At 71.8% G+C, this 24,602-nt stretch carries 19 protein-coding genes; 5 read left to right on the top strand and 14 right to left on the bottom strand.

Features of this window, described 5'->3' with window-relative positions:
* Positions 1-29: 29 nt before the first annotated feature.
* The gene (locus ABD333_RS05855) at positions 30-1,034 is read left to right on the top strand and encodes a Ppx/GppA phosphatase family protein (RefSeq protein ID WP_344538357.1); all 1,005 of its coding nucleotides are present in this window, start codon (positions 30-32) and stop codon (positions 1,032-1,034) included.
* 120 nt (positions 1,035-1,154) lie between these two features.
* Here ABD333_RS05855 and ABD333_RS05850 read toward each other — a convergent pair whose 3' ends face one another.
* Together ABD333_RS05850 and ABD333_RS05845 are read right to left on the bottom strand one after the other, a co-directional pair.
* Complete coding sequence (locus ABD333_RS05850) at positions 1,155-1,484, bottom strand: histone-like nucleoid-structuring protein Lsr2 (RefSeq protein WP_344538355.1); 330 nt, start codon at positions 1,482-1,484, stop codon at positions 1,155-1,157.
* 28 nt (positions 1,485-1,512) lie between these two features.
* The gene (locus ABD333_RS05845; protein WP_344538354.1) at positions 1,513-1,872 is read right to left on the bottom strand and encodes a histone-like nucleoid-structuring protein Lsr2; all 360 of its coding nucleotides are present in this window, start codon (positions 1,870-1,872) and stop codon (positions 1,513-1,515) included.
* Between the two features lie 324 nt (positions 1,873-2,196).
* Between ABD333_RS05845 and srmL the strand changes: the two genes are divergently transcribed.
* Complete coding sequence (gene srmL / locus ABD333_RS05840) at positions 2,197-3,375, top strand: PheS-related mystery ligase SrmL (protein WP_344538353.1); 1,179 nt, start codon at positions 2,197-2,199, stop codon at positions 3,373-3,375.
* A 47-nt stretch (positions 3,376-3,422) separates the two neighbouring features.
* On the opposite strand, the gene ABD333_RS05835 is transcribed toward srmL, so the two are convergent.
* The 5 genes from ABD333_RS05835 to ABD333_RS05815 form a co-directional block, all read right to left on the bottom strand.
* A complete protein-coding gene (locus tag ABD333_RS05835) occupies positions 3,423-5,537 on the bottom strand; it encodes an MMPL family transporter (RefSeq protein ID WP_344538351.1) in 2,115 nt (704 codons plus the stop codon).
* Positions 5,538-5,629: 92 nt separating this feature from the next.
* The gene (locus ABD333_RS05830) at positions 5,630-6,346 is read right to left on the bottom strand and encodes a response regulator (protein ID WP_344538349.1); all 717 of its coding nucleotides are present in this window, start codon (positions 6,344-6,346) and stop codon (positions 5,630-5,632) included.
* Between the two features lie 3 nt (positions 6,347-6,349).
* Positions 6,350-7,459, bottom strand: coding sequence for a sensor histidine kinase (locus ABD333_RS05825; RefSeq protein WP_344538347.1), 1,110 nt, complete (start codon positions 7,457-7,459; stop codon positions 6,350-6,352).
* Positions 7,460-7,542: 83 nt separating this feature from the next.
* Complete coding sequence (locus ABD333_RS05820; protein ID WP_344538345.1) at positions 7,543-8,343, bottom strand: class I SAM-dependent methyltransferase; 801 nt, start codon at positions 8,341-8,343, stop codon at positions 7,543-7,545.
* Positions 8,344-8,345: 2 nt separating this feature from the next.
* Complete coding sequence (locus ABD333_RS05815; RefSeq protein WP_344538343.1) at positions 8,346-10,859, bottom strand: DEAD/DEAH box helicase; 2,514 nt, start codon at positions 10,857-10,859, stop codon at positions 8,346-8,348.
* 127 nt (positions 10,860-10,986) lie between these two features.
* Here ABD333_RS05815 and ABD333_RS05810 point away from each other — a divergent pair, with 127 nt between their 5' ends.
* Entirely contained in the window at positions 10,987-11,835 is an 849-nt protein-coding gene (locus tag ABD333_RS05810) for a hypothetical protein (RefSeq protein WP_344538341.1), read from the top strand.
* Positions 11,836-11,856: 21 nt separating this feature from the next.
* Here ABD333_RS05810 and gndA read toward each other — a convergent pair whose 3' ends face one another.
* Complete coding sequence (gene gndA / locus ABD333_RS05805) at positions 11,857-13,284, bottom strand: NADP-dependent phosphogluconate dehydrogenase (protein ID WP_344538339.1); 1,428 nt, start codon at positions 13,282-13,284, stop codon at positions 11,857-11,859.
* Positions 13,285-13,451: 167 nt separating this feature from the next.
* On the opposite strand from gndA, the gene ABD333_RS05800 reads away from it, so the two are divergent.
* Positions 13,452-14,219 (top strand): beta-phosphoglucomutase family hydrolase, encoded by a 768-nt coding sequence (locus ABD333_RS05800; protein WP_344538338.1) that lies wholly within the window; start codon positions 13,452-13,454, stop codon positions 14,217-14,219.
* Positions 14,216-16,627 (top strand): glycoside hydrolase family 65 protein, encoded by a 2,412-nt coding sequence (locus tag ABD333_RS05795; protein ID WP_344538336.1) that lies wholly within the window; start codon positions 14,216-14,218, stop codon positions 16,625-16,627. Before ABD333_RS05800 ends, ABD333_RS05795 begins: the two co-directional genes overlap by 4 nt.
* Before the next feature lie 23 nt (positions 16,628-16,650).
* Here ABD333_RS05795 and soxR read toward each other — a convergent pair whose 3' ends face one another.
* The 6 genes from soxR to ABD333_RS05765 all read right to left on the bottom strand — a co-directional run bounded on the left by soxR (position 16,651) and on the right by ABD333_RS05765 (position 24,601).
* Positions 16,651-17,208: a redox-sensitive transcriptional activator SoxR gene (soxR, locus tag ABD333_RS05790; protein WP_410557252.1), complete on the bottom strand. Its 558-nt coding sequence runs from the start codon at positions 17,206-17,208 to the stop codon at positions 16,651-16,653.
* 54 nt (positions 17,209-17,262) lie between these two features.
* A complete protein-coding gene (locus ABD333_RS05785) occupies positions 17,263-19,809 on the bottom strand; it encodes an ATP-dependent Clp protease ATP-binding subunit (protein WP_410557277.1) in 2,547 nt (848 codons plus the stop codon).
* Between the two features lie 120 nt (positions 19,810-19,929).
* A complete protein-coding gene (locus ABD333_RS05780; RefSeq protein WP_344538331.1) occupies positions 19,930-20,523 on the bottom strand; it encodes an HdeD family acid-resistance protein in 594 nt (197 codons plus the stop codon).
* Positions 20,524-20,735: 212 nt separating this feature from the next.
* Positions 20,736-22,553: a phosphoenolpyruvate carboxykinase (GTP) gene (locus ABD333_RS05775; RefSeq protein WP_344538329.1), complete on the bottom strand. Its 1,818-nt coding sequence runs from the start codon at positions 22,551-22,553 to the stop codon at positions 20,736-20,738.
* A gap of 180 nt (positions 22,554-22,733) precedes the next feature.
* Positions 22,734-23,786: an ABC transporter ATP-binding protein gene (locus ABD333_RS05770; RefSeq protein WP_344538327.1), complete on the bottom strand. Its 1,053-nt coding sequence runs from the start codon at positions 23,784-23,786 to the stop codon at positions 22,734-22,736.
* Entirely contained in the window at positions 23,783-24,601 is an 819-nt protein-coding gene (locus ABD333_RS05765; RefSeq protein WP_344538325.1) for an ABC transporter permease, read from the bottom strand. The genes ABD333_RS05770 and ABD333_RS05765 overlap by 4 nt, the downstream gene beginning before the upstream one ends.
* Between the last annotated feature and the right edge of the window lies 1 nt (position 24,602).

Below are 24,602 nucleotides of genomic sequence, written 5' to 3'. Positions count from 1 at the left end.
ATCCACCTGCCGGCGGGCATTTCCGGGCCATGCGAACCGCGATTCTGGACGTGGGCTCGAACTCGGCCCATTTGAAGATCGTCGATTTGGCCGCGGGCGGGCCGATCCGCACCGTCCTGTCGGTGAAGCGGCCCACCCGCCTGGCCGAGGCGATCCAGAAGGACGGCCGGATCTCCCGCACGGCGGTGGAACGCCTGGTCTCCGCGGTCTCGGCGGCGCACTGCATCGCCCGGGCCGAACGCTCGGCCGAGCTCATCGCGTTCGCCACCTCGGCGGTCCGCGACGCCGTCAACCGCAGCGACATCGTCGACCAGGTCACCGGCCGGACCGGCGTCGACCTCGGCTTCCTGTCGGGCCGGGACGAGGCCCGCCTCACCTTCCTCGCCGTCCGCGCCTGGTACGGCTGGTCGGCCGGGCCGTTGCTGATGGCCGACATCGGCGGCGGCTCACTGGAGATCGCCACGGGCAGCGGCGCGGAGGCGGGCACGGCGCTCTCGCTGCCGCTCGGAGCCGGGCGGCTGACCCGCGACCATCTGCCCGGCGACCCGCCCTCCCGCAAGCACGTCCGGCGGCTGCGCCGCTTCCTCGCCGCCCAGCTCTCCGAGCACCTGCGTCCCGGCGACCGGGGCCGGCCGAAGGCGCACGCGGTCGCCACGTCCAAGACGTTCACCCAGCTGGCCAAGCTCACCCGGGACCGTAATCCCAGCGGATACCGGGTACTGCGCCTCAAAGCGCTGGACGAGCAGATCCCCAGGCTCGCCAAGCGCACCGCCGCGGAACGCGCCGAGCTCAAGGGGATTTCCCACTCCCGGGCCCGTCAGATCCTCGCCGGCGCGATGGTCGCCGAGGCCACCATGACCGCCCTCGGCCTCACCCGTATCGAAATCTGCCCCTGGGCATTGCGCGAGGGCATCGCACTGCGCCGCCTCCAGCAACTGCACGCCGACGCCGCTCCGATAAACGACGACATCGGGCATCTCCTGCAGCCGCTCCGGGACGCCCCGGCCCCGATCCGCACGCCGGCCCGGGCATAGCGCCGTGGCCCGCCGGAATACGGCACAAAGCAACTCAGCCAAGCGCGAAACGCTTGGCTGAGCGGGGACGGCCCTGGGCGCGAGACTCTGCCCGAAGCCGGAAACCTGGGCCGGTGCGCGTCAGTGCGCCTGTTCGTACTTCTCGATGACGTTGGCGGGAATGCGGCCCCGGGCGTTGACGTCGATGCCGCTCTTGCGCGCCCATTCACGGATCGCCGCGGACCGCTCCCGGTTGCTCGCCGCGGACGATGCCGCTCCGCGGCGGCGCCCCGGCTTGCCCGACTTGCGGGCGCCGGCCAGGAAGGGCTCGATGCCCTTGCGCAGCTTGGCGGCGTTCTTCTTGCTCAGGTCGATTTCGTAGGCGGTGCCGTCCAGCGAGAACCGAACGGTCTCGTCGGCCTTGCCGCCGTCCAGGTCATCGACCAGCAGAACCTCGATCTTCTGTGCCATGCGAGCCCCCCAATTCGCTTACTTTCGACTATGCGTCCGGCCTGGCATCCGGGTGATCATTTATGAACGCCGCATAGACCTCGTCGGAAATCTTACCGCGTTCCGGCACTTCTACGCCCTTGCGGCCGGCCCATTCCCGGACCTCGGCATTGGTGTACCCCTTCACCTTTGCCGGACTGGGTGCTTTGCGCCCCTTACCGGCGCGCTTCACCTCCACGGACTTGTCGATGTACAACGCCACGGTCTCCAGCGCCTCCGTCAGGCGCTTGTGGTTGTCATCGCTCAAGTCGATGGTGAACATCCGTCCCAGGATTTCGAAGTCGCGCTTGGCGACATCGCCCCCTTCGGAACCGTCGATGTCATCCACGCGAATGACCTTCTCGGCCATATGTGTCCCGTCTTCCTTCCCCTCGCCGGTGCGGCGCCCATGACCTTAGCGGATTACGCGCCCGACTCCGACCTCGGCCGAGGCCCCGACCTGGGCGGACGGCCCGCCGCAGGAGCGCCCAGCATGATCATCAGGTCGCCGCGCCGAATGCTAGAGTGCGGACATCATGCCGAGAGCACATCGATTTCCGTGCCCCCGGCCGGCAACGCCGGTCGCTGGGGCGAATCGGCGTGCTCTGACCTGATCGCAGCCGTATCGGTGCCAGCGCGGCCCGGCCGGGGGGATCACCGCCCATCCGGACACCACGCACCGATCGGAGCGATCATGCAGTCCCCTGCGCATTCCCTTACGCACTCCCCCGCACAGCCCTCCGCGCACTCCCGCCTGCTCAGCCCGGACGAGCTCGCCCGCGCGCTCAGCGTCCGGGACCTGACCGACCCCGCTCAAGGCCCGCACGCCGCGCAGCTCGTCATCAGCGCGCTCACCGAAGCGCTGCGGGCGCGCTGGCGGAACGAGCTGCGCCTCGTCCGCGCCCATCCGCTCGTTCCCGTCGAGGACAACTACGAGCGTCTGGGCTATCCGGCCGGCGCCGTGACCCGCGACGCCCGCTATACCCGCTACGCCAGCGAGACCTGCATGCTGCGCAGCCATACCAGTGCCATGGTCCCGCCCTCCCTCCGCGAGCTCGCCGGCGCGCAGGACTGGAACGACGTCCTGCTGGCCTGCGCGGGCGTCGTGTACCGGCGCGACGTGGTCGACCGTATCCATACGGGTACCCCGCATCAGCTCGACCTGTGGCGCGTCGTGCGGGACCGCCCGATGGGCACCGCCGACCTCGGCGAGATGATCGACACCGTCGTACGCTCCGTCCTGCCGGACGCCGCGTACCGCACCGTGCCCGCCGACCACCCCTACACCACGGACGGGCGCCAGATCGACGTCCAGGTCGGCGGCGAGTGGATCGAGCTCGCCGAGTGCGGGCTCGCCGCCCCGCACGTCCTGGCCCGCGCGGGCCTCGGCCCGGAGACCACCGGCCTGGCCATGGGCCTCGGCGTGGACAGGCTCCTGATGCTCCGCAAGGGGATACCCGACATCAGGCTGCTGTCGGCTGCCGACCCGCGCATCGCCGGCCAGATGCTCGACCTGGCCCCCTACCGGCCGGTGTCCAGGCATCCGGCGATCTCCCGTGACCTCTCGGTCGCCGTCGCGGCGGGCGCCGACGCCGAGACCCTCGGCGGCACGGTGCGCGACGCGCTCGGCGACGGCCCGCTCGAAGAGGTCCGCGTCATCTCCGAGACCCCGGTCGAGGACCTGCCGCCGGCCGCGGTCGAACGTCTCGGAGCGATGCCCGGCCAGAAGAACGTGCTGCTTCGCGTCGTTCTCCGGGACCCGGCCCGCACTCTGTCGGACGGTGAGGCGAACGCCCTGCGCGACCGCGTCTACGAGGCCGTCCACCAGGGCACGGCCCGGCAGTGGGCGGCCACCGGACGTCCGGGGACATGACGGAGCGAGGGCGGATCGCGAGATCCGCCCTCGCCCGTGTCCGTTCCTCAGCGGACGGCCTCCGGCTCAGGCGCGGCCGGGTCGGCTGAGGCGCGCTCTGGCTCGGCCGGCCCGGCCGTGGCCGGCTCCGCGAGGGCGATCCGGGCGTGAACGCGGCGCAGCGGCCGGGGCAGCCACCAGTTGCGATGGCCGAGGAGCGTCATGGTCGCGGGGACGAGCAACATCCGCACGATCGTCGCGTCCAGGACGATCGCCAGGACCAGGCCCAGCCCGATCGCCTTGATCGGGGCGAAGCCGCCGAACACGAACCCCGCGAACACCACGCCGATCAGGAGGGCGGCGGCGGTGACGATGCCGCCGGTTCGCTGCAGGCCCTCCGCCACCGAATCCCGCGGCCCGGCACCGGCCAGCCAGCGTTCCCGGATGCGCGACAGCAGGAACACCTCGTAGTCCACCGACAGCCCGAACGCGATGGTCCCGACCAGCACCGGGACGGTCAGGTTGAGGTAGCCGAGGCCCTCGGTGCCGAGGAGCCCGGCGAAGTGGCCGTCCTGGAACACCCAGACGACGAGGCCGAGGGCGGCGCCGATGCTGAGGACGTTGGTCAGGACGGCCTTGACCGGCAGGACGACCGAGCCGGTGAACGCGAAGAGCAGGAGCAGGGTGCCGAGGATCATGAGCGCCGCGGCCCACGGGACGCGCTCGGCCAGCATCGCGCGGTAGTCCACCATGCGGGCCGAGTCGCCCGTCACCTCGACCTTGAACGGCACCGGCAGGTCGCGGATCGCCTTGACCGCGTCCTCGGCCGGCTTGTCTCCCTGGCCCTGGGCCGTCGCCAGCAACACGGTCTGGGACGGGCCGAGCCTCACCTCGTCCACCTCGGCGGCGCCCGGCATGGCCTCGATGGCCCGGCGCATCCGCGCGAGGTCGTGGTTCCCGGCCGGGGCGTCGGCGAGCACCTGGATCCGGCCCGCCCACTGGGCCCGTTCGGGGTAGTGCACCGACAGCTTGTCCCACAGCTGGCGGGTGGAGGTCGACTCGGGCAGCATCCGCGGGTCGCCCTGCGAGATCCGCATGCCCAGCACGGGCCCGGCGAGCGTGGCCATCACCCCGAGCGTGGCCACCATGGTCAGGACGGGACGGCGCTGCACCCCATGGGCGACGCGGGCGAAGACACCGCGCCCCGAGCGCTCCCCGGCCGGGGAGATCCGGTGGCCGAAGCGGCTCAGGAGCGCGGGCAGGAGGGTCAGGGCGGCGAGCATGTCGGCCAGGACGACCGCGGCGCCCGCCATGCCCATCGAGCGCAGGAACGGGTCGGGGAAGACCAGCAGGCCCGCGAACGCGACCATCACGGTCAGGCCGGAGAACACGATCGTGCGTCCCGCGGTGGCCGTGGTCCGCGTGACGGCCGCCGCGACGTCCGGCGCCGTGCGCCGCTCCTCCCGGAACCGGCTCACCATGAGCAGCGCGTAGTCGACCGCGAGCCCGACGGCGAGCATCGTGGTGATCTGGATGGAGTACACCGAGACGTCGGTGACGGTGCTGAACGCGTACAGGATGCCGAACGTCGAGCCGATGCCGACCACCGCGATCAGCAGCGGCAGCCCGGCCGCGAGCAGCCCGCCGAAGACGACGAGCAACAGGATCAGGACCACGGGCATGCTCAGCATCTCGGCGCGGGCCACGTCCTTCTGGGCCTGGTCGTCGAACTCGGCGTCCGACAGCGGGCCGCCCGCGATGGTGACCTCGGCCCCCGCGAGGCCGCGCAGCCGGTCCGCGGCGGCCTCCGAGGCGTCCTCCTCGGTGTCGCCCGGCGCGACCATGACCTCGACCAGCGAAGCGTCACCCCTGGCCGACGGCACCGGGTCGGTGACCCCGGCGATGCCCGGGACGGCGCGTACGGCGGCCAGCGCGGACCGCAGCGCGGGATCGGCGGCCTGCTTGCCGGTGATGACGGCGGTGAGCCGTTCGGGCCGGGGCTCGGCCCGGTCGAGCCGTTTCTCGGCGCGAGCGGACTCGCTGCCCGAGACCTTGCCGACCTCGGAGGTCAGCCGTTCGAAGACGCCGGTGCCGACACCGAAGCCGGCGACCAGCACGGCCAGCCAGACCACGATGACGACGAACGGCCGGCGGATCGAGAATCCGCTGACGGTGCGGACCATGACAGCCTCCCAGGGGGTTGCGAGCTGCCTCGATGGTCGGCCGCGGACCCGCTGTCACGAATCGCCGTGAGGAGCGGAATGACGGCCCGCTCTCAGGAGCGAGCGCCTCCCTCTGGAGACGGAGCCTCGCCGGGCCGGACCAGTCCCGACTCGTACGCCAGGACCACCGCCTGCACCCGGTCGCGCAGCGCCAGCTTGCTCAGCACGCTGCTGACGTGGGTCTTGACGGTGTGCTCGGTGACGTACAGCTCCCGCGCGATCTCCGCGTTCGACAGGCCCCTGGCGACCTGCCGCAGCGTGTCGGCCTCCCGGGCGGTCAGCGTCGCCAGGAGCGCGTCCGGCCGCGGCGACCCGGGCGATCCGGGCGATCCGCCGCTCCGCGCGACCACGTCGGCGATGAGCCGCCTGGTCACGGTGGGCGCGAGCAGCGCCTCCCCCCTGGCCACCACGCGTACCGCCTCGACCAGCTCGGCGCGCCGCATGTCCTTCAGCAGGAAGCCGCTGGCCCCGGCCCGCAGCGCGTCGTACACGTACTCGTCGAGGTCGAACGTGGTGAGCACCAGCACCCTGGCGGACGTGTCGCGGCAGATCGCCGCGGTCGCCTCGATGCCGTCCACGTTGGGCATGCGCACGTCCATGAGGACGACGTCGGGGGACAGCTCGCGCGCCGCGCGGATCGCCTCGGCCCCGTCCGCGGCCTCTCCCACCAGGACAAGGTCGGGCTCCTCGGAAAGGATCATGCCGAAGCCGTCGCGCACCAGCGCCTGGTCGTCGGCGATGAGCACACGGATCGTCTCGTTGGTCGGCACGGGCTAATTCAAGGGCAAGCGGGCCTCGACACGGAAGCCCGATCCGCCGGTCGCCGGGCCGAACGTGAGCTCTCCCCCGGCCGCCGCGACGCGTTCGCGCATCCCGGCCAGGCCGTGCCCGCCGCCCGGGGCGTCACCCGGCCCGCGGCCGTCGTCGCAGATCTGCAGCCGCAGCGTGTCGCGCTCCCACCCGAGCCGCACCCGGACACCGGCGGCCTCCGCGTGCTTGACGGTGTTGGTGAGCGACTCCTGAACGATCCGGTAGGCGGTCGTGCCCAGGCCGGGCGGCACCGGCCGCGCCTCGCCCGTCTCCTCCAGCGTGACGGTCAGGCCCGTCTTCCGCACCCCGTCGACCAGGGCGGGCAACTCCGCCAGGTCCGGCTGCGGACGCCGCGCCGCGCCCTCCGCCCGCAGCACGCCGAGCACCCGCCGCAGCTGCGCCAGCGCCTCCCGGGACGTGTCCGAGATGGTCTCGAAGACCTGCGCGGCCTTGGCCGGATCGCGGTGCGCCACCGCCGAGCCGCCCTCCGCCTGGATGGCGATCATGCTCATGGAATGGGCGATGATGTCGTGCATCTCGCGGGCGATCCGTTCCCGCTCCCGGGTCGCGGCGGCGTCCTGCTCCTCGGCGAACCGCCGCGCGCGTTCCTCCAGCATGGCGATCCGGTCGCGCCGCGCCCGCGCGCCCGTGCCGAGGGCGTACGCCACCGCGAACGCGATGCCGACGAGCCCGAGGTTCAGGGGCTCGTCCCTGGGGATCAGGATCGAGGCGGTGATGCCGACGACGGTGCCTGCGACGGCGAGCGCCCTCTTCACCGGCGGGCACAGCTCGGCGAAGGTGTAGGTGGCGACCAGCTGGACCGACGGGAACTGCCCCAGCAGCTCCGTCGGCGCGATCAGGGAGGTGCCGATGCCGCAGACGAACGTCACCGCGAACGGGAAACGCCGCCGCCACATCAGCGGCAGCGCGTAGCCCGTCACCATGAGCGGCACCCACCATTCGAGCCTCTCGTCCACCCCCGCCTGGAGGAGGATCTGGACGGAGCACACGATGGTGATCACCGCGTCCACCTCGCGCCGCGGCAACGCCCGCGCCCGCTCGACGATCGACACGTGCTCACCCCACGTCCTGGACCGCCACCAGTATCGAGCGCGTGCCGTCCTCAGTCCTCACTCCCAAGAGGGAGGCGCGGGGTCTAGCGGACGGCGTGGGCGAGGAGGGCGCAGGCGGGGAGGGCGACCTCGTCGCCCGCGGTGACGTATCCGGCGGCGGCACGGTCGTACTCGGCCTTGATCCGGTCGATGGTCGCGGCGTCCTGCCCGGTGATGGCGGCACCGGTGCGGGTCGTTCCGGCCAGGACATCGGCCCACCAGGCGTCGGGGTCGACACGGTGCGTCCAGCGCAGGATGTCGGCGGCGGCGCCCTCGAAGCCGGCCTCGGTCAGCAGGCGCGCGAACGGTTTCGGCTCGGCGTGCGCGGAGAACGGGGTCTCGGCCGGCACGCCGGCCGGGTGTTCGGCGCCTGCCGCGCGGAGGGCCTCGGAGAACACCGCGACGGCCCGGTTGCCCGGATACGTCCAGCAGGTGAGCACGATCGTCCCGCCGGGCCGCAGAACGCGGTGGAGCTCGGCGGCGGCGGCCACCGGGTCGCCGGTGTGCTCGATGACGAAGTTGCCGGCCACGGCGTCGAACGACTCGTCCGGGAACGGCAGGCCCGGCAGCGCCGCGACGCGTACCTGGGCGTGCGGGTGGCGGCGGGCGACCAGCTCGACCATGTCGAGGTCGGCGTCGGCCGCCGTGACCTGGGCGCCGAGGGTGAGCGCGGCGGCGGTGACCGGTCCCGGGCCGCACCCGATGTCGAGCAGGCGGGTGCGTGGGCCGGCCGCGGCGCTGTTGAGGACGGCTTCGACCGTGTGGGCGGTCAGCCGGGCGAACCCGCGGTCGTAGGCCGCGGCCCGGCCCTCCCAGGCGGCCCGCTCGAAGGCGTCGACGTCCACGCTCAGCCTCCCAGGCGGTCGACGGCGGTCACCCGGAGCACGGCCTCGCCCGCCTCGTCGGACCCCGCCAGGTCGACCTCCGCGCTGATGCCCCAGTCGCGGTCGCCCGCCGGGTCGTCGAAGACCTGCCGCACCCGCCACAGCGAGTCCTCGGGCACCTCCTCGATCTGGAGGAGCTTCGGACCGCGCGCGTCGGGGCCGGTCGGCAGCTCGTCGTGCTCCTCGAAGTAGGCGTCCATGGCCTCGGCCCACGCGCCCGCGCCGAACTCGGGGTCCAGCTCACCGAGCTCCGCGTACCGTTCGAGCGCCGCCAGCTCCACCCGCCGGAACATCGCGTTGCGCACCAGCACCCGGAAGGCGCGGGCGTTGGCCGTGACCTTGGTGACCCGTTCCTCCAGGTCCTCGGCGAGGGTCTCGTCGGACGGGTTGGCCAGCTGCTCCCACTCGTTCAGCAGGCTGGAGTCGACCTGGCGGACCAGCTCGCCGAGCCACTCGATGAGGTCGATCAGGTCGTCGTTCTTGATCGACTCGGGCACGGTCTGCTGGAGGGCCTTGTAGGCGCCCGACAGGTAGCGCAGCACCAGGCCCTCGCCGCGGGCGAGCTCGTAGAACCCGATGTACTCGGTGAACGTCATCGCCCGCTCGTACATGTCCCGCACGACGGACTTGGGGCGCAGCGGGTGGTCGCCGACCCAGGGGTGGCCGCGCCGGTAGATCTCGTACGCGGCCTCCAGCTCCTCTTCGAGGGGCTTGGGGTAGTCGACGTCCTGGAGCGCCTCCATGCGCTCCTCGTACTCCATGCCCTCGGCCTTCATCTCCGCGACCGCCTCGCCGCGGGCCTTGTTGAGCTGGGCGGCGAGGATCTGGCGCGGATCGTCCAGGGTCGACTCGATCACCGACAGGACGTCCAGCGCGTACGTCGGGGAGGCGGGGTCCAGGAGCTCGAAGGTGGCCAGCGCGAACGTCGACAGCGGCTGGTTGAGCGCGAAGTCCTGCTGGAGGTCCACGGTGATCCGCGCCCAGCGGCCGTGCTCGTCGGGCACCTCCAGCTGCTCGACCACTCCCCCGGCCAGCAGCGAGCGGTAGATGGCGATCGCCTGGGAGATGTGGCGGCGCTGCTGGGGCCGCTCCTCGTGGTTGTCGGTGAGGAGCTTGCGCATCGCCTGGAACGCGTTGCCCGGACGCGCGATCACCGACAGCAGCATGGCGTGGCTGACCTGGAAACGGGACTTCAGCGGCTCGGGCTCGGCGGTCTGCAGCTTGACGAACGTCTCCTCGTCCCATCCCACGAAGCCCTCCGGGGGCTTCTTCCGCTGCACCTTGCGCCGTTTCTTCGGGTCGTCGCCCGCCTTGGCCAGGGCCTTCTCGTTCTCGACCACGTGCTCGGGCGCCTGAGCGACGACATAGCCGACCACGTCGAACCCGGCCCGTCCCGCGCGGCCCGCGATCTGGTGGAACTCCCGCGCCCGGAGCCGCCGCACCCGGTGCCCGTCGTACTTCGACAGCGCCGTGAACACCACCGTCCGGATCGGCACGTTGACGCCCACCCCGAGCGTGTCGGTGCCGCAGATCACCTTGAGCAGCCCGGCCTGCGCCAGCCGCTCCACCAGCCGCCGGTACTTGGGCAGCATCCCGGCGTGGTGCACGCCGATCCCGTGCCGCACGAACCGCGACAGGTTGCGCCCGAACCTCGTCGTGAACCGGAAGTTGCCGATCAGGTCGGCGATCTTGGCCTTCTCCTCCTTGCTGCACACGTTGATGCTCATCAGCGACTGCGCCCGCTCGATCGCGGCCGCCTGCGTGAAGTGCACGAGGTAGACCGGAGCCTTCTGGTCCGCCAGCAGTTCCTCGATGGTCTCGTGCAGCGGCGTGACCCGGTACTCGTACTTCAGCGGCACGGGCCGTTCCGCCGACGACACCACCGCGGTCGGGCGTCCCGTCCGCCGCTTCAGGTCGGTCTCGAACCGCGCGACGTCGCCGAGCGTCGCCGACATCAGCACGAACTGCGCCTGCGGCAGCTCCAGCAGCGGGATCTGCCATGCCCACCCGCGCTCGGGCTCGGAGTAGAAGTGGAACTCGTCCATCACCACGAGCCCGATGTCGGCGTCCGCGCCGTCCCGCAGCGCGATGTTGGCCAGCACCTCGGCCGTGCAGCAGATGATCGGGGCGTCGGCGTTGACGCTCGCGTCGCCGGTCATCATCCCGACGTTGTCGCTGCCGAACATCTCGATCAGGTCGAAGAACTTCTCCGACACCAGCGCCTTGATCGGCGCGGTGTAGAAGCTGACCTCGTCGCGCCCCAGCGCCGCGAACTGCGCCCCGGCCGCCACCAGGCTCTTGCCCGACCCCGTCGGGGTGGCGAGGATCACGTTCGACCCGGAGACCGCCTCGATCAGCGCCTCCTCCTGCGCCGGGTACAGCGTGATCCCGCGCTCGGACACCCACCCCTCGAACGCTTCGAAGAGGGCGTCGGGATCGGCGGGCTCGGCGGGCAGGCGGTCGATGAGGCTCGTCACCCCTCCATCCTGCCCTTGATCGCCCCCTGCTCATGCCATCCGGCGGCGGGGACCGCGCGTCCAATGATCAGTAAGCCGCGAGAAGCCGCCGGACGGACGGCGGCTCCACGGAAGGGAGCAGGTGCTCATGAGCGACGACCAGCCGCCACCGCCCCCCGGCTGGGCCGCCCCCGGCCAGGGTCCGCAAGCGCCGCCGCCCGCCGGCCCGGCGCCTCCGTTCACCCCGCAGTGGCCACCGCCCGGCCACCCCCAGCAGCCCGGAGCCTGGGGCCAGCCCGGAGCCTGGGGTCCACCGCCCCCACCGACCCCGCCGCCCCCACGGCGGCCGATCGGCCTGATCATCGGTGCGTCCGTCGCCGTGGCGGTGCTCGCCGTCGGCGGCGCGGTCGTCGGCGCGGTGGCCCTCTCGGGCGACGAGGAGGCGCCGCGGCCGAACCGGAGCGCGGCGCCCCCGGCCGCGGACGGCCAGTCGCCGACCACGCCAGCGCCTCAGACGTCCGCCGCCGCCCCCAGACGCTCCCTCACCCTGCCCAGGTCGGTGGCCGGTTTCGACCGTGATACCGGGAGCGAGGCGCGCAGCCTCACCGACAGCGTGCGCAAGGCGATGTTGAGCCGCCCCCTGGCCAAGGCAGGCGCGGACAAGGTGAAGGCCGGGCTCTACTCCAAGGGCGGCGAGCAACTCATCTTCGTGGGGTTCTCCTACGCCGACGTGGCCGGCCTTCCCTCTACGGCACAGTCTCCGGCGGTGGCCCTCGATGGCGCGTTCGCCGGCGGAGGCGTCTCCGCTACCAAGAACTACCCCGCAGGCCGGCTCGGCGGCCTGCTCCGATGCGGCAAGACCAAGGCCGACGGGATCGCCATGCAGATCTGCGCATGGGCGGACAGCTCGATGCTGGGCCTCATCATCGGGCCCAGCACCCCGCAGAAGAAGCTGTCAGAGATCACGGTGAAGTTCCGCGAACGCGCGGTGCGGTGACCGGCGGCTAGGCGCCGGTCGTTAGGCACCGGTCTCCGTGCGGTCGCCGCCCCAGAGGGTGTGGAACGAGCCGTCGCGGTCGGTGCGGCGGTAGGTGTGGGCGCCGAAGAAGTCCCGCTGGCCCTGGGTGAGCGCGGCGGGCAGCCGGTCGGCCCGCAGCGAGTCGTAGTAGGCGAGGGCGGCGGAGAACCCGGGCGTGGGAATGCCCAGCCGCACGCCGGTGGTGATCACCTGCCGCCAGGCGTCCTGGGCGGCGCCGACGGCCTCGGCGAAGTGCTCGGCCCGCAGGAGGGTCGGGAGGCCCGGGTCGGCGTCGTACGCCTCGCGGATCTTGTCGAGGAAGCGGGCGCGGATGATGCAGCCGCCGCGCCAGATCGTGGCCATCGCGCCGGGGTCGATGCCCCAGCCGTACTCCGCGCTGCCCGCCTGGATCTCGTGGAAGCCCTGCGCGTACGCGACGATCTTGGAGGCGTAGAGGGCCTGCTCCACGGCGTCGGCGAAGCCGGACTCCTCGACCTTGGCGCGGGACGGGCCGGGCAGGTTCCGCGAGGCCTCCCGCAGGTCGGCGTGGCCGGAGACGGACCGGGCGAAGACGGCCTCGGCGATGCCGCCCACCGGGACGCCCAGGTCCAGGGCGGTCTGCACCGTCCAGCGGCCGGTGCCCTTCTGCTCGGCCTGGTCAAGGACGACGTCGACGAACGGCTTGCCGGTGGCGGCGTCGGTGTGCGCGAGCACCTCGGCCGTGATCTCGATGAGGTAGGACTCCAGGCGCCCGGTGTTCCAGGTGCGGAAGACCTCGGCGATCTCGGCCGGGGAGAGCCCGGCGGCATACCGGAGCAGGTCGTAGGCCTCGGCGATGAGCTGCATGTCGGCGTACTCGATGCCGTTGTGCACCATCTTGACGAAGTGCCCGGCGCCGTCCGGGCCGACATGGGTGGCACAGGGGACGCCGTCGACCTTGGCGGAGATGTCCTCCAGCAGCGGGCCGAGCGCCTCGTACGACTCGGCCGAGCCGCCCGGCATGATGCTCGGGCCGTTCAGCGCGCCCTCCTCGCCGCCGGAGATGCCGGTGCCGACGAAGTGGACGCCGCGTTCGCGCAAGGCGGCCTCCCGGCGGCGGGTGTCGGCGAAGTGCGCGTTGCCGCCGTCCACGATCATGTCGCCCGGCTCCAGCAGCGGCGCGAACTCGTCGATCACCGCGTCCGTCGGCCCGCCCGCCTTCACCATGATCACCAGTCGGCGCGGCCGTTCCAGCGAGGCGACGAACTGCTCGGGGGTCTCGGCGGGCAGGAACGTGCCCTCGTCGCCGAACTCCTCCACCAGCGCCTTGGTCTTGGCCGAGGTGCGGTTGTGCACCGCCACCGGATGTCCGTGCCGGGCCAGGTTGCGGGCCAGGTTGCGGCCCATCACCGCCAGCCCGGTGACACCGATGCGCGCCTGCTGTGCCATGGGGATGATCCCTCCGTAGTGGCCTCTCACGCCGTACCCCAACGTACGCGTGCCGGCGGCGCCGTCGTTCGACACGCCGCGAAATTGATCAACCCCGGTGCATGGCCTTGTCTTCCCTGGGGAGAAGTCAGATCGTGGGGCGGCCATCCGAACGGGAGGGAGACGGCGTGCTGGGACTGCCGGAGCAGGTCGAGGCCTGCCTGTTCGACCTGGACGGGGTACTGACCCGGACGGCCTCGGTCCACGCGGCGGCCTGGAAGGAGATGTTCGACGCCTTCCTGCGCGAGCGCGCCGCCGTGACCGGCGAGCCGTTCGTGCCGTTCGATCCCGGCACCGACTACGTCGAGTACGTGGACGGCAAGCGCCGCGAGGACGGCATCCGCTCGTTCCTGGCGTCGCGGGGCATCACGCTGCCCGAGGGCACGCCGGACGACCCGTCCGCGGCCGACACCGTGTACGGGCTCGGACGCCGCAAGAACGTGCTGGTGCTGAAGCTGATCGAGGAGCAGGGCGTCGAGGTGTTCGAGGGCTCGCTCGACTACGTGCGGGCGGCCCGGAAGGCGGGCCTGCGGACCGCCGTCGTCTCGTCCAGCGCCAACACCCTCCAGGTGCTGAGATCGGTCGGGATCACCGACCTGTTCGACGCCCGGGTCGACGGCGTGGTGGCGCAGGAACGCGACCTGCCGGGCAAGCCGGCCCCCGACATGTTCCTGGCCGGCGCGGAGGCGGTCGGAGTCGCGCCCGATCGGGCGGCCGTGTTCGAGGACGCGCTGGCCGGCGTGGAGGCGGGACGCGCGGGCCGGTTCGCCATGGTGGTCGGGGTCAACCGGGTGGGTCCCGGGCACGCGGCGGCCTTGGCCGAACACGGCGCCGACGTCGTAGTGTCGGACCTGTCCGAACTGGTGGAGACCGACCAGCCCGAGGGGGGCCGTTGAGCGACCGGAAACAGGAGGACGGCCCCGCCATCGACCGGCCCGTCTTCACGGTAGAGCCGTGGTGCGTGCGCGAGCCGGAGCTACGGCTGGACCGCCTCGCCCAGACCGAGTCCGTCTTCGCCTTGTCGAACGGGCATCTCGGCCTACGCGGCAACCTCGACGAAGGCGAGCCGCACGGGCTGCCCGGCAGCTATCTCAACTCGTTCTACGAGCAGCGGCCACTGCCGTACGCCGAGGCCGGCTACGGCTATCCCGACTCCGGCCAGACCGTCATCAACGTCACCAACGGCAAGCTCATCCGGCTCCTGGTCGACGACGAGCCGTTCGACGTGCGCTACGGCCGCCTGCACGCGCACGAGCGCACCCTGGACATGCGCGCCGGGACCCTCACCCGCACCGTCGAGTGGACGTCCCCCGCCGACCGCACCGTCCGGATCAACTCGGTGCGGCTGGTCTCGCTCACGCAGCGGGCGGTCGCGGCCATCTGCTACGAGGTCGAGCCCGTCGGCCATCCCGTCCGCATCGTGGTGCAGTCCGAGCTCGTGGCCAACGAGTCGCTGCCCGACATGGGCAAGGACCCGCGCGTGGCGGCGGCGCTGGAGTCGCCGCTGGTGAGCGAGGAACACCAGACCAACGGCACCAAGGCGATCCTGGTCCACCGGACCAAGGCCAGCGGCCTGCGGATGGCCGCCGGGATGGCCCACCACATCGAGGGACGCGACCGGATCGCGGTCGACTGCGAGAGCTTCCCCGACGTCGGGCGGATGACGATCGCGACACGGCTGGAGCCCGGCGAGAAGCTGCGGATCGTCAAGTTCCTGGCGTACGGCTGGTCCAGCCAGCGGTCGCGGCCCGCGCTGCACGACCAGGTCGTCGCGGCGCTCGCGGGTGCCCGGCACGCGGGCTGGGACGGGCTCCTGGCCGAGCAGCGCGCCTACCTCGACGAGTTCTGGTGCGGCGCGGACGTCGAGGTCGACGGTGACGCCGAGGTGCAGCAGGCGGTGCGGTTCGCGCTGTTCCACATCCTGCAGGCCGGAGCCCGCGCCGAACGCCGGATGATCCCGGCGAAGGGCCTGACCGGGCCGGGCTACGACGGGCACACGTTCTGGGACACCGAGACGTTCGTCCTGCCGGTGCTCACCTACACCCATCCGTCCGCGGCGGCCGACGCGCTGGCCTGGCGGCACATGACGCTGCCGCTCGCCCGCGAGCACGCCGACAGGCTCGGGCTGGAGGGCGCCGCGTTCCCCTGGCGCACGATCCGGGGCCAGGAGTGCTCGGGGTACTGGCCCGCGGGCACGGCCGCCTTCCACATCAACGCCGACATCGCCGACGCCGTCGTCCGGTACGTGGACGCCACGCAGGACGAGGAGTTCGAACGCGAGGTCGGCCTGGAGCTGCTGGTGGCGACCGCGCGGCTGTGGCGGCGCCTCGGCCACCATGACGTGGAGGGCGTGTTCCGGATCGACGGCGTCACCGGCCCGGACGAGTACAGCGCGGTGGTCGACAACAACGTCTACACCAACCTCATGGCCCGCCGTAACCTCCGGGAGGCGGCGGCGATGGCGATGCGGCACCCCGACCTCGCCGAGGAGCTCGGCGTGACGACCGAGGAGGCGGCGTCCTGGCGGGACGCGGCCGGGTCCATGCTGATCCCGTTCGACGAACGCCTGGGCGTGCATCCCCAGAACGAGGGCTTCACCAACCACGCCCGCTGGGACTTCGCCGGCACCCCGCGCGAGAACTACCCGCTGCTGCTCAACTACCCCTATTTCGACCTCTATCGCAAACAGGTCATCAAGCAGGCCGACCTGGTCCTGGCGATGCATCTGTGCAGCGACGCGTTCACGGCCGAGGAGAAGACGCGCAACTTCGCCTACTACGAGGCGCTGACCGTGCGCGACTCCTCGCTGTCGGCCCAGACGCAGGCGGTGATCGCGGCCGAGGTCGGGCATCTGGACCTCGCGCACGACTACCTGGCCGAGACCGCGCTCATGGACCTGCACGACCTCGCGCGCAACACCCGCGACGGCCTGCACGTCGCCTCGATGGCGGGGGCCTGGAGCGGCCTGGTCGCCGGGTTCGGCGGGATGCGCGCCGGCGCGGGCCGGCTGAGCTTCGCGCCCCGCCTGCCCGGCGGGATCAGCCGCCTGGCGTTCCGGCTGCGCTACCGGGGCAGCCGGCTGCGCGTGACGGTGACGGCGAGCACGACGTCGTACGAGCTGCTCGAAGGCCCGGAGCTGACGTTGGTCCACTACGGCGAGCAGTTCACCCTGGGCGACAAGCCCGTCGAGCTGGACATGCCCGTCGCGCCCGCACCGCCCCGGCCCACCCAGCCGCACGGCCGCGAGCCCCAGCCCCGCCGCACCGACCCGTCGTTCCAGGGACCGGGCGGCCCGCGCCACTAGGGGAGCCCGCCAGCTGGGGCGCGCTAGGTACAGGAGCCGGCGTCGCAATTGCCGCCCCGGTGGTGCTCCTCCGTGCCGTCGCCGTTGCCGTCGCCGCCGGACCGGGCGCGGCCGGGAGCGTCCGTGTGCCGGACGAGCAGGCGGCGCGGCCCCGGCCCCTCGTCGCCGAGCCGGTCGTACGGGTTGGCGAGCGCGCACTTGTTGATCGACAGGCAGCCGCAGCCGATGCACTCGGTGAGGCTGTCGCGCAGGTTGAGGAGCTGGGCGATGCGCTCGTCGAGCTCCTCGCGCCAGGTCTCCGAGAGCCGCGCCCAGTCGTCCACGGTCGGGGTGCGCCCCTCGGGAAGGGTCGACAGGGCCTCCTTGATCTGGCTCAGCGGGATGCCGACCCGCTGCGAGACCCGGATGAACGAGACCCGGCGCAGCGTGTCCCGCGTGAACCGGCGCTGGTTGCCCGCCGTCCGGCGGCTGCTGATCAAGCCCTTGGACTCGTAGAAGTGCAACGCCGAGACGGCGACGCCGCTCCGCTCGGCCAGCTGGCCGACGGTCAGTTCGTGCACCCTGTGTTCCAACCGCGTCATGCCGTGCATGCTATTGCGCCGGAACGCCGATCCCGCCCGTCCGGGCGGCGATGATCAGAGCTGCGCGGCAGAGCCGTCCGAAGCCGCCGAAGTCGCCGAGCCCGCCGACGCCACGGAGCCCACGGCGTCGCCGCCGGTCCGCACGTCGAGGCCGTCGTCGCCGGTCCGGTGGTCGACGGTGACGGTGTCGCCTCCCTCGATGTCACCGCCCAGGAGCAGGCGCGAGAGCCGGTTGTCCAGCTCCCGCTGGATGGTCCGGCGCAGCGGCCGGGCCCCGAACTCGGGCTTGTGGCCGACCTCGGCCAGCCAGTCCTTGGCCTCGTCGGTGACCTCCATGGCGACGTCCTGGCCGGCCAGCCGCTGCCGGGTCCGGGCGAGCAGCAGGTCCACGATCTCGCGGAGCTGGTCCCGGTCCAGCCGGGTGAAGATGATCACCTCGTCGATCCGGTTGAGCAGCTCGGGGCGCAGCGTGCGCAGCAGCAGGTCCATGATCTGGTCACGCAGCTCGGGGGTGTCCTCACCGGACTCCAGGATCATTTGGGCGCCGACGTTGCTGGTCATGATCACGATGGTGTTGCTGAAGTCGACCGTGCGGCCCTGCCCGTCGGTGAGGCGGCCGTCGTCGAGCATCTGCAGCAGGATGTTCATCACGTCGGGATGCGCCTTCTCGATCTCGTCGAGCAGGACGACGCCGTGCGGGCGGCGGCGGACGGCCTCGGTCAGCTGGCCCGCCTCCTCGTAGCCGACGTATCCGGGCGGCGCGCCGATCAGGCGGCTGACCGTGTGCTTGTCCTGGAACTCGCTCATGTCGATGCGCACCATGTGGTCGGTGCCGCCGAAGAGCACGTCCGCCAGCGCCCGGGCCAGCTCGGTCTTGCCGACGCCGGTCGGGCCGAGGAACAGGAAGCTGCCCTGGGGCCGGTCCGGGTCCGACAGGCCGGCGCGGGCGCGCCGCACGGCCTCGGCGACCGCGTCGACCGCCTCGTCCTGGCCGATCACCCGTTCGTGCAGGTGCTCCTCCAGCCGCATCAGCCGGTCGCGCTCCTCCTCGGTGAGCTGGGCGACCGGGATGCCCGTCAGCCTGGACACCACCTCGGCGATGTCGGCGGCGGCGACCTGCGGAACGTCGTCGTGGCCGTGCCTGGCCCGCTCCAGCTCCGGCCGGAGCTGCTCGATCTCCTCCCGCAGCTGCTTGGCACGGTCGAAGTTCTCGCTGGCCACCGCCTGGTCCTTGTCGCGGTGCAGGGCTTCGAGCCGCTGTTCCAGCTGGCGCGCGTCCTCGTCCGGCGACAACGACCGCAGCCGTACCCGGGCGGCCGCGTGGTCCATCAGGTCGATGGCCTTGTCGGGCAGGAAACGGTCGGAGACATAGCGGTCCGACAGGCGCGCGGCGGCGTCGATCGCCTCGTCGGTGATGCGGACCTGGTGGTGCGCCTCGTACTTGTCGCGCAGCCCGGCCAGGATCGCGACGGTCTCCTCGACGGTCGGCTCGGGCACGAAGACGGGCTGGAAGCGCCGTTCCAGCGCGGCGTCCTTCTCGATGTACCTGCGGTACTCGTCGATCGTGGTGGCCGAGACGACGTGCAGCTCGCCGCGGGCCAGCGCGGGCTTGAGGATGTTGGCGGCGTCCATGCCGCCCTCCGAGGAGCCCGCGCCGACCAGCGTGTGCACCTCGTCGATGAAGATCACCAGCTCGTCGGAGTGCGCGCGGATCTCGTCGATGACCTTCTTGATGCGCTCCTCGAACTCCCCGCGGTACTTGGACCCGGCGACCATGCCGGTCAGGTCCAGGGCGACGACGCGCTTGCCCTTGAGGCTCTCGGGCACGCCGCCGTTGACGATGCGCTGGGCGATGCCCTCCACGACCGCGGTCTTGCCCACGCCGGGCTCCCCGATGAGGCACGGGTTGTTCTTCGTCCGCCGCGACAGCACCTCGATGGCCTGCTCGATCACCTCCTCGCGGCCGACGACGGGGTCCAGGGCGCCCTGGCGCGCCTCCTCGGTGAGGTCGCGGCCGTACTCGTCCAGCGTCGGGGTCTCGGACGGTCCCTGGCCGGGCGCCCGTACGGCCCCCGCCTGGTCGGGCTGCGCGAGCACCGCGTTCTGGATCTCGTTGGCGCTCACCCCCTGCGCGCCCAGCAGCCGCGCGGCGGTGGAGCCGGGGTTGGCGGCCAGGGCGAGCAGCAGGTGCTCGGGCCCGATGTAGCTGCTCTCCAGCGCGCGCGAGACGCGCTGGGCGTCCAGCAGGGCCCGCTTGGCGGCCGGGGTCAACGTTGACGGCGGCTCGCCGGGGACACCGTCCCCGGTGAGATCGGAGATCCGCGCCAGCAGGCCGTCCGGGTCGGCTCCCGCCACGCTCAGCAGCCCGCGCGCCGGGTCGGTCTGCGCGGCGGCTCCGAGGAGATCCGTCACGTCGAGGTCGGCGGCGCCGCGGTGCGCGGCGCGTTCGAGCGCCTGAGCCATGAGCTCGCGGCCGGGTTCGCTCAGCAGCCGCCCGATGTCGACCCGCTGCACGCCGCCCGACCGCGGCGGCCAGGACTCCGGTGCCCCGAACATCCGTCCCGTCAGGTGCTCGAAACCCCGGAACGGGTCGTTGAACATGGAGCCGAACGGCGTGCTGGCCACGGCGGTACCCCCTCTGCGGCGTCGGTACCTCACCCGTAGCCGGGCGCACCGGCGAGAAATCCCCCTACCGCCCCCAGGTTGGGCAAAGTCCGCACCTCAGCCGGAAGGGGCCGCCGACGCGCCGCCTCCGGCGGTCATCCCGCCGCGCCGCTCGGCCTCCTGGCCGAGCTTGCGGATGCGGAACGCCGCGCCGATCATGAACGCGCCGAACAGGATCGAGAAGAACCCGATCATCCAGACCACCGCGAGCGCCCCCGAGACGGGCCAGACGAAGAGCAGCACACCGAACAGCACCGACACGGCGCCGGTGAGCACGTACATCCACTCGTTCTCGATCTGCCTGCGCAGGCTGAACGCTGTGAAGATCTCGAAGATGCCGGTGACGATCGCCCAGGAGGCGATCAGCATCAGCAGCGCGAAGCCGGTGATGGCGGGCCAGACCATCGCGACGATGCCGAGGGCGATGCCGCAGACGCCGGTCAGCGCCAGCCAGCCGCGGGACTGCGCGGTCCCGCCTCGGAACGCGGCGACCAGCGCGAAGGCCCCGTCGACCAGGGCGTACGCGCCGAACAAGATGACCAGTGCCCAGACGGTGATGCCCGGCCAGATCCAGGCCACCAGCCCGAACAGGACGGCGAACGCGCCGCGCAGCGCCAGGACCCACCAGTTGCGAGCCATGAGGTCGAACATCGCTACCTCCCGCGGGATCGACGGCTCCTTGCCCGCCCCGCGCGTCGGTGCGGGGCCGTAACCCACTGGTAGCCCTGAGCGACCGTCCCAAAACGTCGCCCTCATCCCGGGTTGGGCAAAGTCAGCGGCACCCGCTCCCGTACACCGCTCCGCACACACCAAGGGGCCGCGCCCGGCGGACGCGGCCCCTTGGCCTCCTCAGCTCCTGCGAACTAGCCGAGGCGGTTCACCAGTGCGTTGTACTCGTCCCACAGCTCCTTGGGCAGGTGGTCGCCGAAGGTGTTGAAGTGGTCCGGGACGAGGGCGGCCTCCTGCTTCCACACCTCGGTGTCGACCGACAGCAGCGTGTCGAGGTCGGCCTCGTCGATCTCCAGGCCGCTCGTGTCCAGGGCGTCCTTGGTGGGCAGGTGCCCGATCGCGGTCTTGACCGCGTCGGCCTGGCCGTTGAGACGCTCGACGATCCACTTGAGGACGCGGCTGTTCTCGCCGAAGCCGGGCCAGATGAACCGGCCATCGGCGTCCTTGCGGAACCAGTTGACGTAGTAGATCCGGGGCAGGTTCTCGGCGTCGGCCGACTTGCCGATCTTGAGCCAGTGGCCGAAGTAGTCGCCCATGTTGTAGCCGCAGAACGGCAGCATGGCGAACGGGTCGCGGCGCAGCTCGCCGACCGTGCCCTCGGCCGCGGCGGTCTTCTCCGACGCCACGTTCGCGCCGAGGAACACGCCCTGCTGCCAGTCGAACGACTCGGTGACCAGCGGCACCGCGGTGGCGCGGCGCCCGCCGAACAGGATCGCCGAGATCGGCACGCCCTTGGGGTCCTCCCACTCCGGCGCGATGATCGGGCACTGCCCGGCCGGGGTGGTGAAGCGGGCGTTCGGGTGGGCCGCCGGAGTCTGCGACTCCGGCGTCCAGTCGTTGCCCTTCCAGTCGGTGAGGTGGGCGGGCGGCTCGTCGGTGAGCCCCTCCCACCAGACGTCGCCGTCGTCGGTGAGCGCGACGTTGGTGAAGATGCTGTTGCCCCACAGGGTCTTCACGGCGTTGGCGTTGGTGGAGTCGCCGGTGCCCGGCGCCACGCCGAAGAACCCGGCCTCAGGGTTGATCGCGTAGAGGCGGCCGTCCTCGCCGAACCGCATCCAGGCGATGTCGTCGCCGATGGTCTCGACCTTCCAGCCCGGAATGGTCGGCTCCAGCATGGCGAGGTTGGTCTTGCCGCAGGCCGACGGGAACGCGGCGGCCACGTACCGGGTCTCACCGGTGGGCGGGGTGAGCTTGAGGACGAGCATGTGCTCGGCCATCCAGCCCTCGTCCCGCGCCATCGTCGAGGCGATGCGCAGCGCGTAGCACTTCTTGCCCAGCAGGGCGTTGCCGCCGTAGCCGGAACCGTAGGACCAGATCTCCCGGGTCTCGGGGAAGTGCGAGATGTACTTCTCGGAATTGCACGGCCAGGGCACGTCGGCCTGACCGGGCTCCAGCGGGGCGCCGACGGAGTGCACCGCCTTGACGAACTGGCCGCGCTCCTCGATGAGCCGCAGCGCGCCCTCGCCCATCCGGGTCATGATCTTCATCGATACCACGACGTACGGCGAGTCGGTGATCTCGACGCCCAGCTGGGAGATGTTGCCGCCCAGCGGTCCCATGCAGAACGGCACCACGTACATGGTGCGGCCCTTCATGCAGCCCTTGAAGAGACCGTCGAAGGTCGTGCGCATCTCCGCCGGGGCGATCCAGTTGTTGGTGGGACCGGCGTCCTCTTCCTTTTCGGAGCAGATGAACGTGCGGTCTTCTACTCGCGCCACATCACTGGGGTCAGAGGCGGCGTAGAAGCTGTTGGGACGCTTTTCGGCATTGAGGCGTCTGAAAGTGCCCTGCTCGACGAGGAGGCCGGTGAGGCGCTCCCACTCGGCTTGCGAGCCATCGCACCACTCGACTCGGTCAGGCTGGGTCAGCTCGGCGATCTCCCGCACCCAGTCAATCAGTTCGGTGTGACTGGTCGGGGCCTGGTCGAGGCCGGGGACGACCTGGTTGGACACGGGCAACTCCTTCAGCTGTTCGCAGGATCTTTGCATCATGAACAAGGACCCGCGTTTTTGCCATTTGGTCTGGACCACTCAGAGCCCTCTATTAGGCGTTGCGGGGTGATTTTGTGAGAGAAATCACCCAGTGCCGCGCCCCGTTCCCCCGGATGCGCCCCTACCTCGACATACAGCCCGTCAAGCTGGGTAGACATGGGTTTCAGTGGCCTTGACGGCCGCCCATACGACGCTGCCCTCGCTCAGCCCGAGCTCGGCGACGGCCCCCGGCGTGACATCAGCGGCGGCTCCCAGTGGCGGGCCTTCCAGCCTTATCCTGACGCGGTCGCCGTGCCTTTCTATCGCCTCGACCCGCGCCCGCCAGAGATTCCGGGGGCTGCCGTCCGGACGGCTCCGGTAGAGCGCCACCGAGGATGGCGCGAAAGCCAGGAAGACCTGGCCTTCAAGTTGGTCCACTATGTCGAACTTGATAGCACCATCATCGATCAGGACGCTTCCGCCGGCGGCATGACCTCGGTAAAGATTCAGTCCGACCAGCCGCGCCACGTAGTCCGTCCGGGGCCGCCGCGCGACCTCGGCGGGCGGCCCCTCCTGCACCAGCCGCCCCTGCTCCAGGACCACCAGCCGGTCGGCGAGGACCATCGCGTCCAGCGGATCATGGGTCACGAGCACGGCGGCGCCGTCGAACCCGGCCAGATGGCGGCGCAGCGCGGCCCTGATCTCCAGCCGGGTGTGGGCGTCGAGCGCCGACAGGGGCTCGTCGAGCAGCAGCAGCCGCGGCCGCACGGCCAGGGCGCGGGCCAGCGCCACCCGCTGCGCCTGCCCGCCCGACAGCGTCCGGGGCCGCGCTCCTGCATGATCGGCCAGGCCGACGTGCGCCAGCCACTCGGCGGCCCGGCGCCGCGCCTCCCGCTTGCGCGTCCCTTGGCTGCGCGGGCCGAAAGCCACGTTCTCCAGCGCGCTCAGATGCGGGAACAGCAGGTAGTCCTGGAACACCATCCCGATGCCGCGCCGTTCGGGGGGCAGCGGGAGCAGGTCCGTCCCGTCGACGCGCAGGTGCCCGTCGTGCGTCGGCACCAGGCCCGCCAGCGCCCGGAGCGCCGTCGACTTGCCCGCGCCGTTGGGCCCGAGCAGCGCCACGACCTCTCCCGGCTCCGCCGTGAGCTCCAGGTCCAGGTCGAACGTGCCGCGCCGGACGACCAGCCGCGCGTCGAGCCCCGGTGCGCCGCTCACGTGGTGTTCACCCACCGGTCCCGCAGCGCGGCGAGGACGAGGACGGACACCGCCAGCAGGACCAGGCTGAGGACGATCGCGGCCTGCGGGTCGGTCTCCAGGGCCAGGTAGACGGCCAGCGGCATGGTCTGGGTGCGGCCCGGGAAGTTGCCCGCGAACGTGATCGTCGCGCCGAACTCGCCCAGCGCCCGCGCCCAGCACAGGATCGCTCCGGCCGCGATGCCGGGCGCCACCAGCGGCAGCGTGACCCGGCGGAAGGTCGTCCAGCGGGTGGCGCCGAGCGTGGCGGCGGCCTCCTCGTAGCGCGGGTCGGCCGCCCGCAGCGCGCCCTCCACGCTGATCACCAGGAACGGCATCGCCACGAACGTCTCGGCGAGCACGACCCCGGCCGTGCTGAACGGCAGCGAAACGCCGAACGTCTCGTACAGCGGGCCGCCGATCAGGCCGCGGCGGCCCAGGACCAGCAGCAGCGCCACGCCGCCCACCACCGGCGGCAGCACCAGCGGCACCGTCACCAGCGCGCGGACCAGCCGCGACCCCGGGAACGGCACCCGGGCCAGGACCCAGGCGAGCGGGACTCCCAGCAGAACGCACAGCCCGGTGGCGAGGGTCGCGGTGACCAGGGACAGCCGCAGGGCCTCCAGGACCTGTGGCTCGGCCAGCCGTGAGCCGATCGTCGACCAGGGCGCCCGGACCAGCAGTCCCGCCAGCGGCAGCACCAGGAAAGCGAGCCCCGCCAGCGCCGGGAGGATCAGAATCCAGGGTGGACGGCCCGGAAGCGTTTCGGCCGTTCGGGCGGGCTTGGTACTCAGCATG

Origin of the sequence: Actinomadura fulvescens, from assembly GCF_039533225.1 — a bacterium.
In the GTDB taxonomy this organism is placed as follows: Bacteria; Actinomycetota; Actinomycetes; order Streptosporangiales; family Streptosporangiaceae; genus Spirillospora; species Spirillospora fulvescens.
The sequence above is the reverse complement of the archived record's forward strand: the minus strand, read 5'-3'. Positions and strand labels throughout refer to the sequence as shown.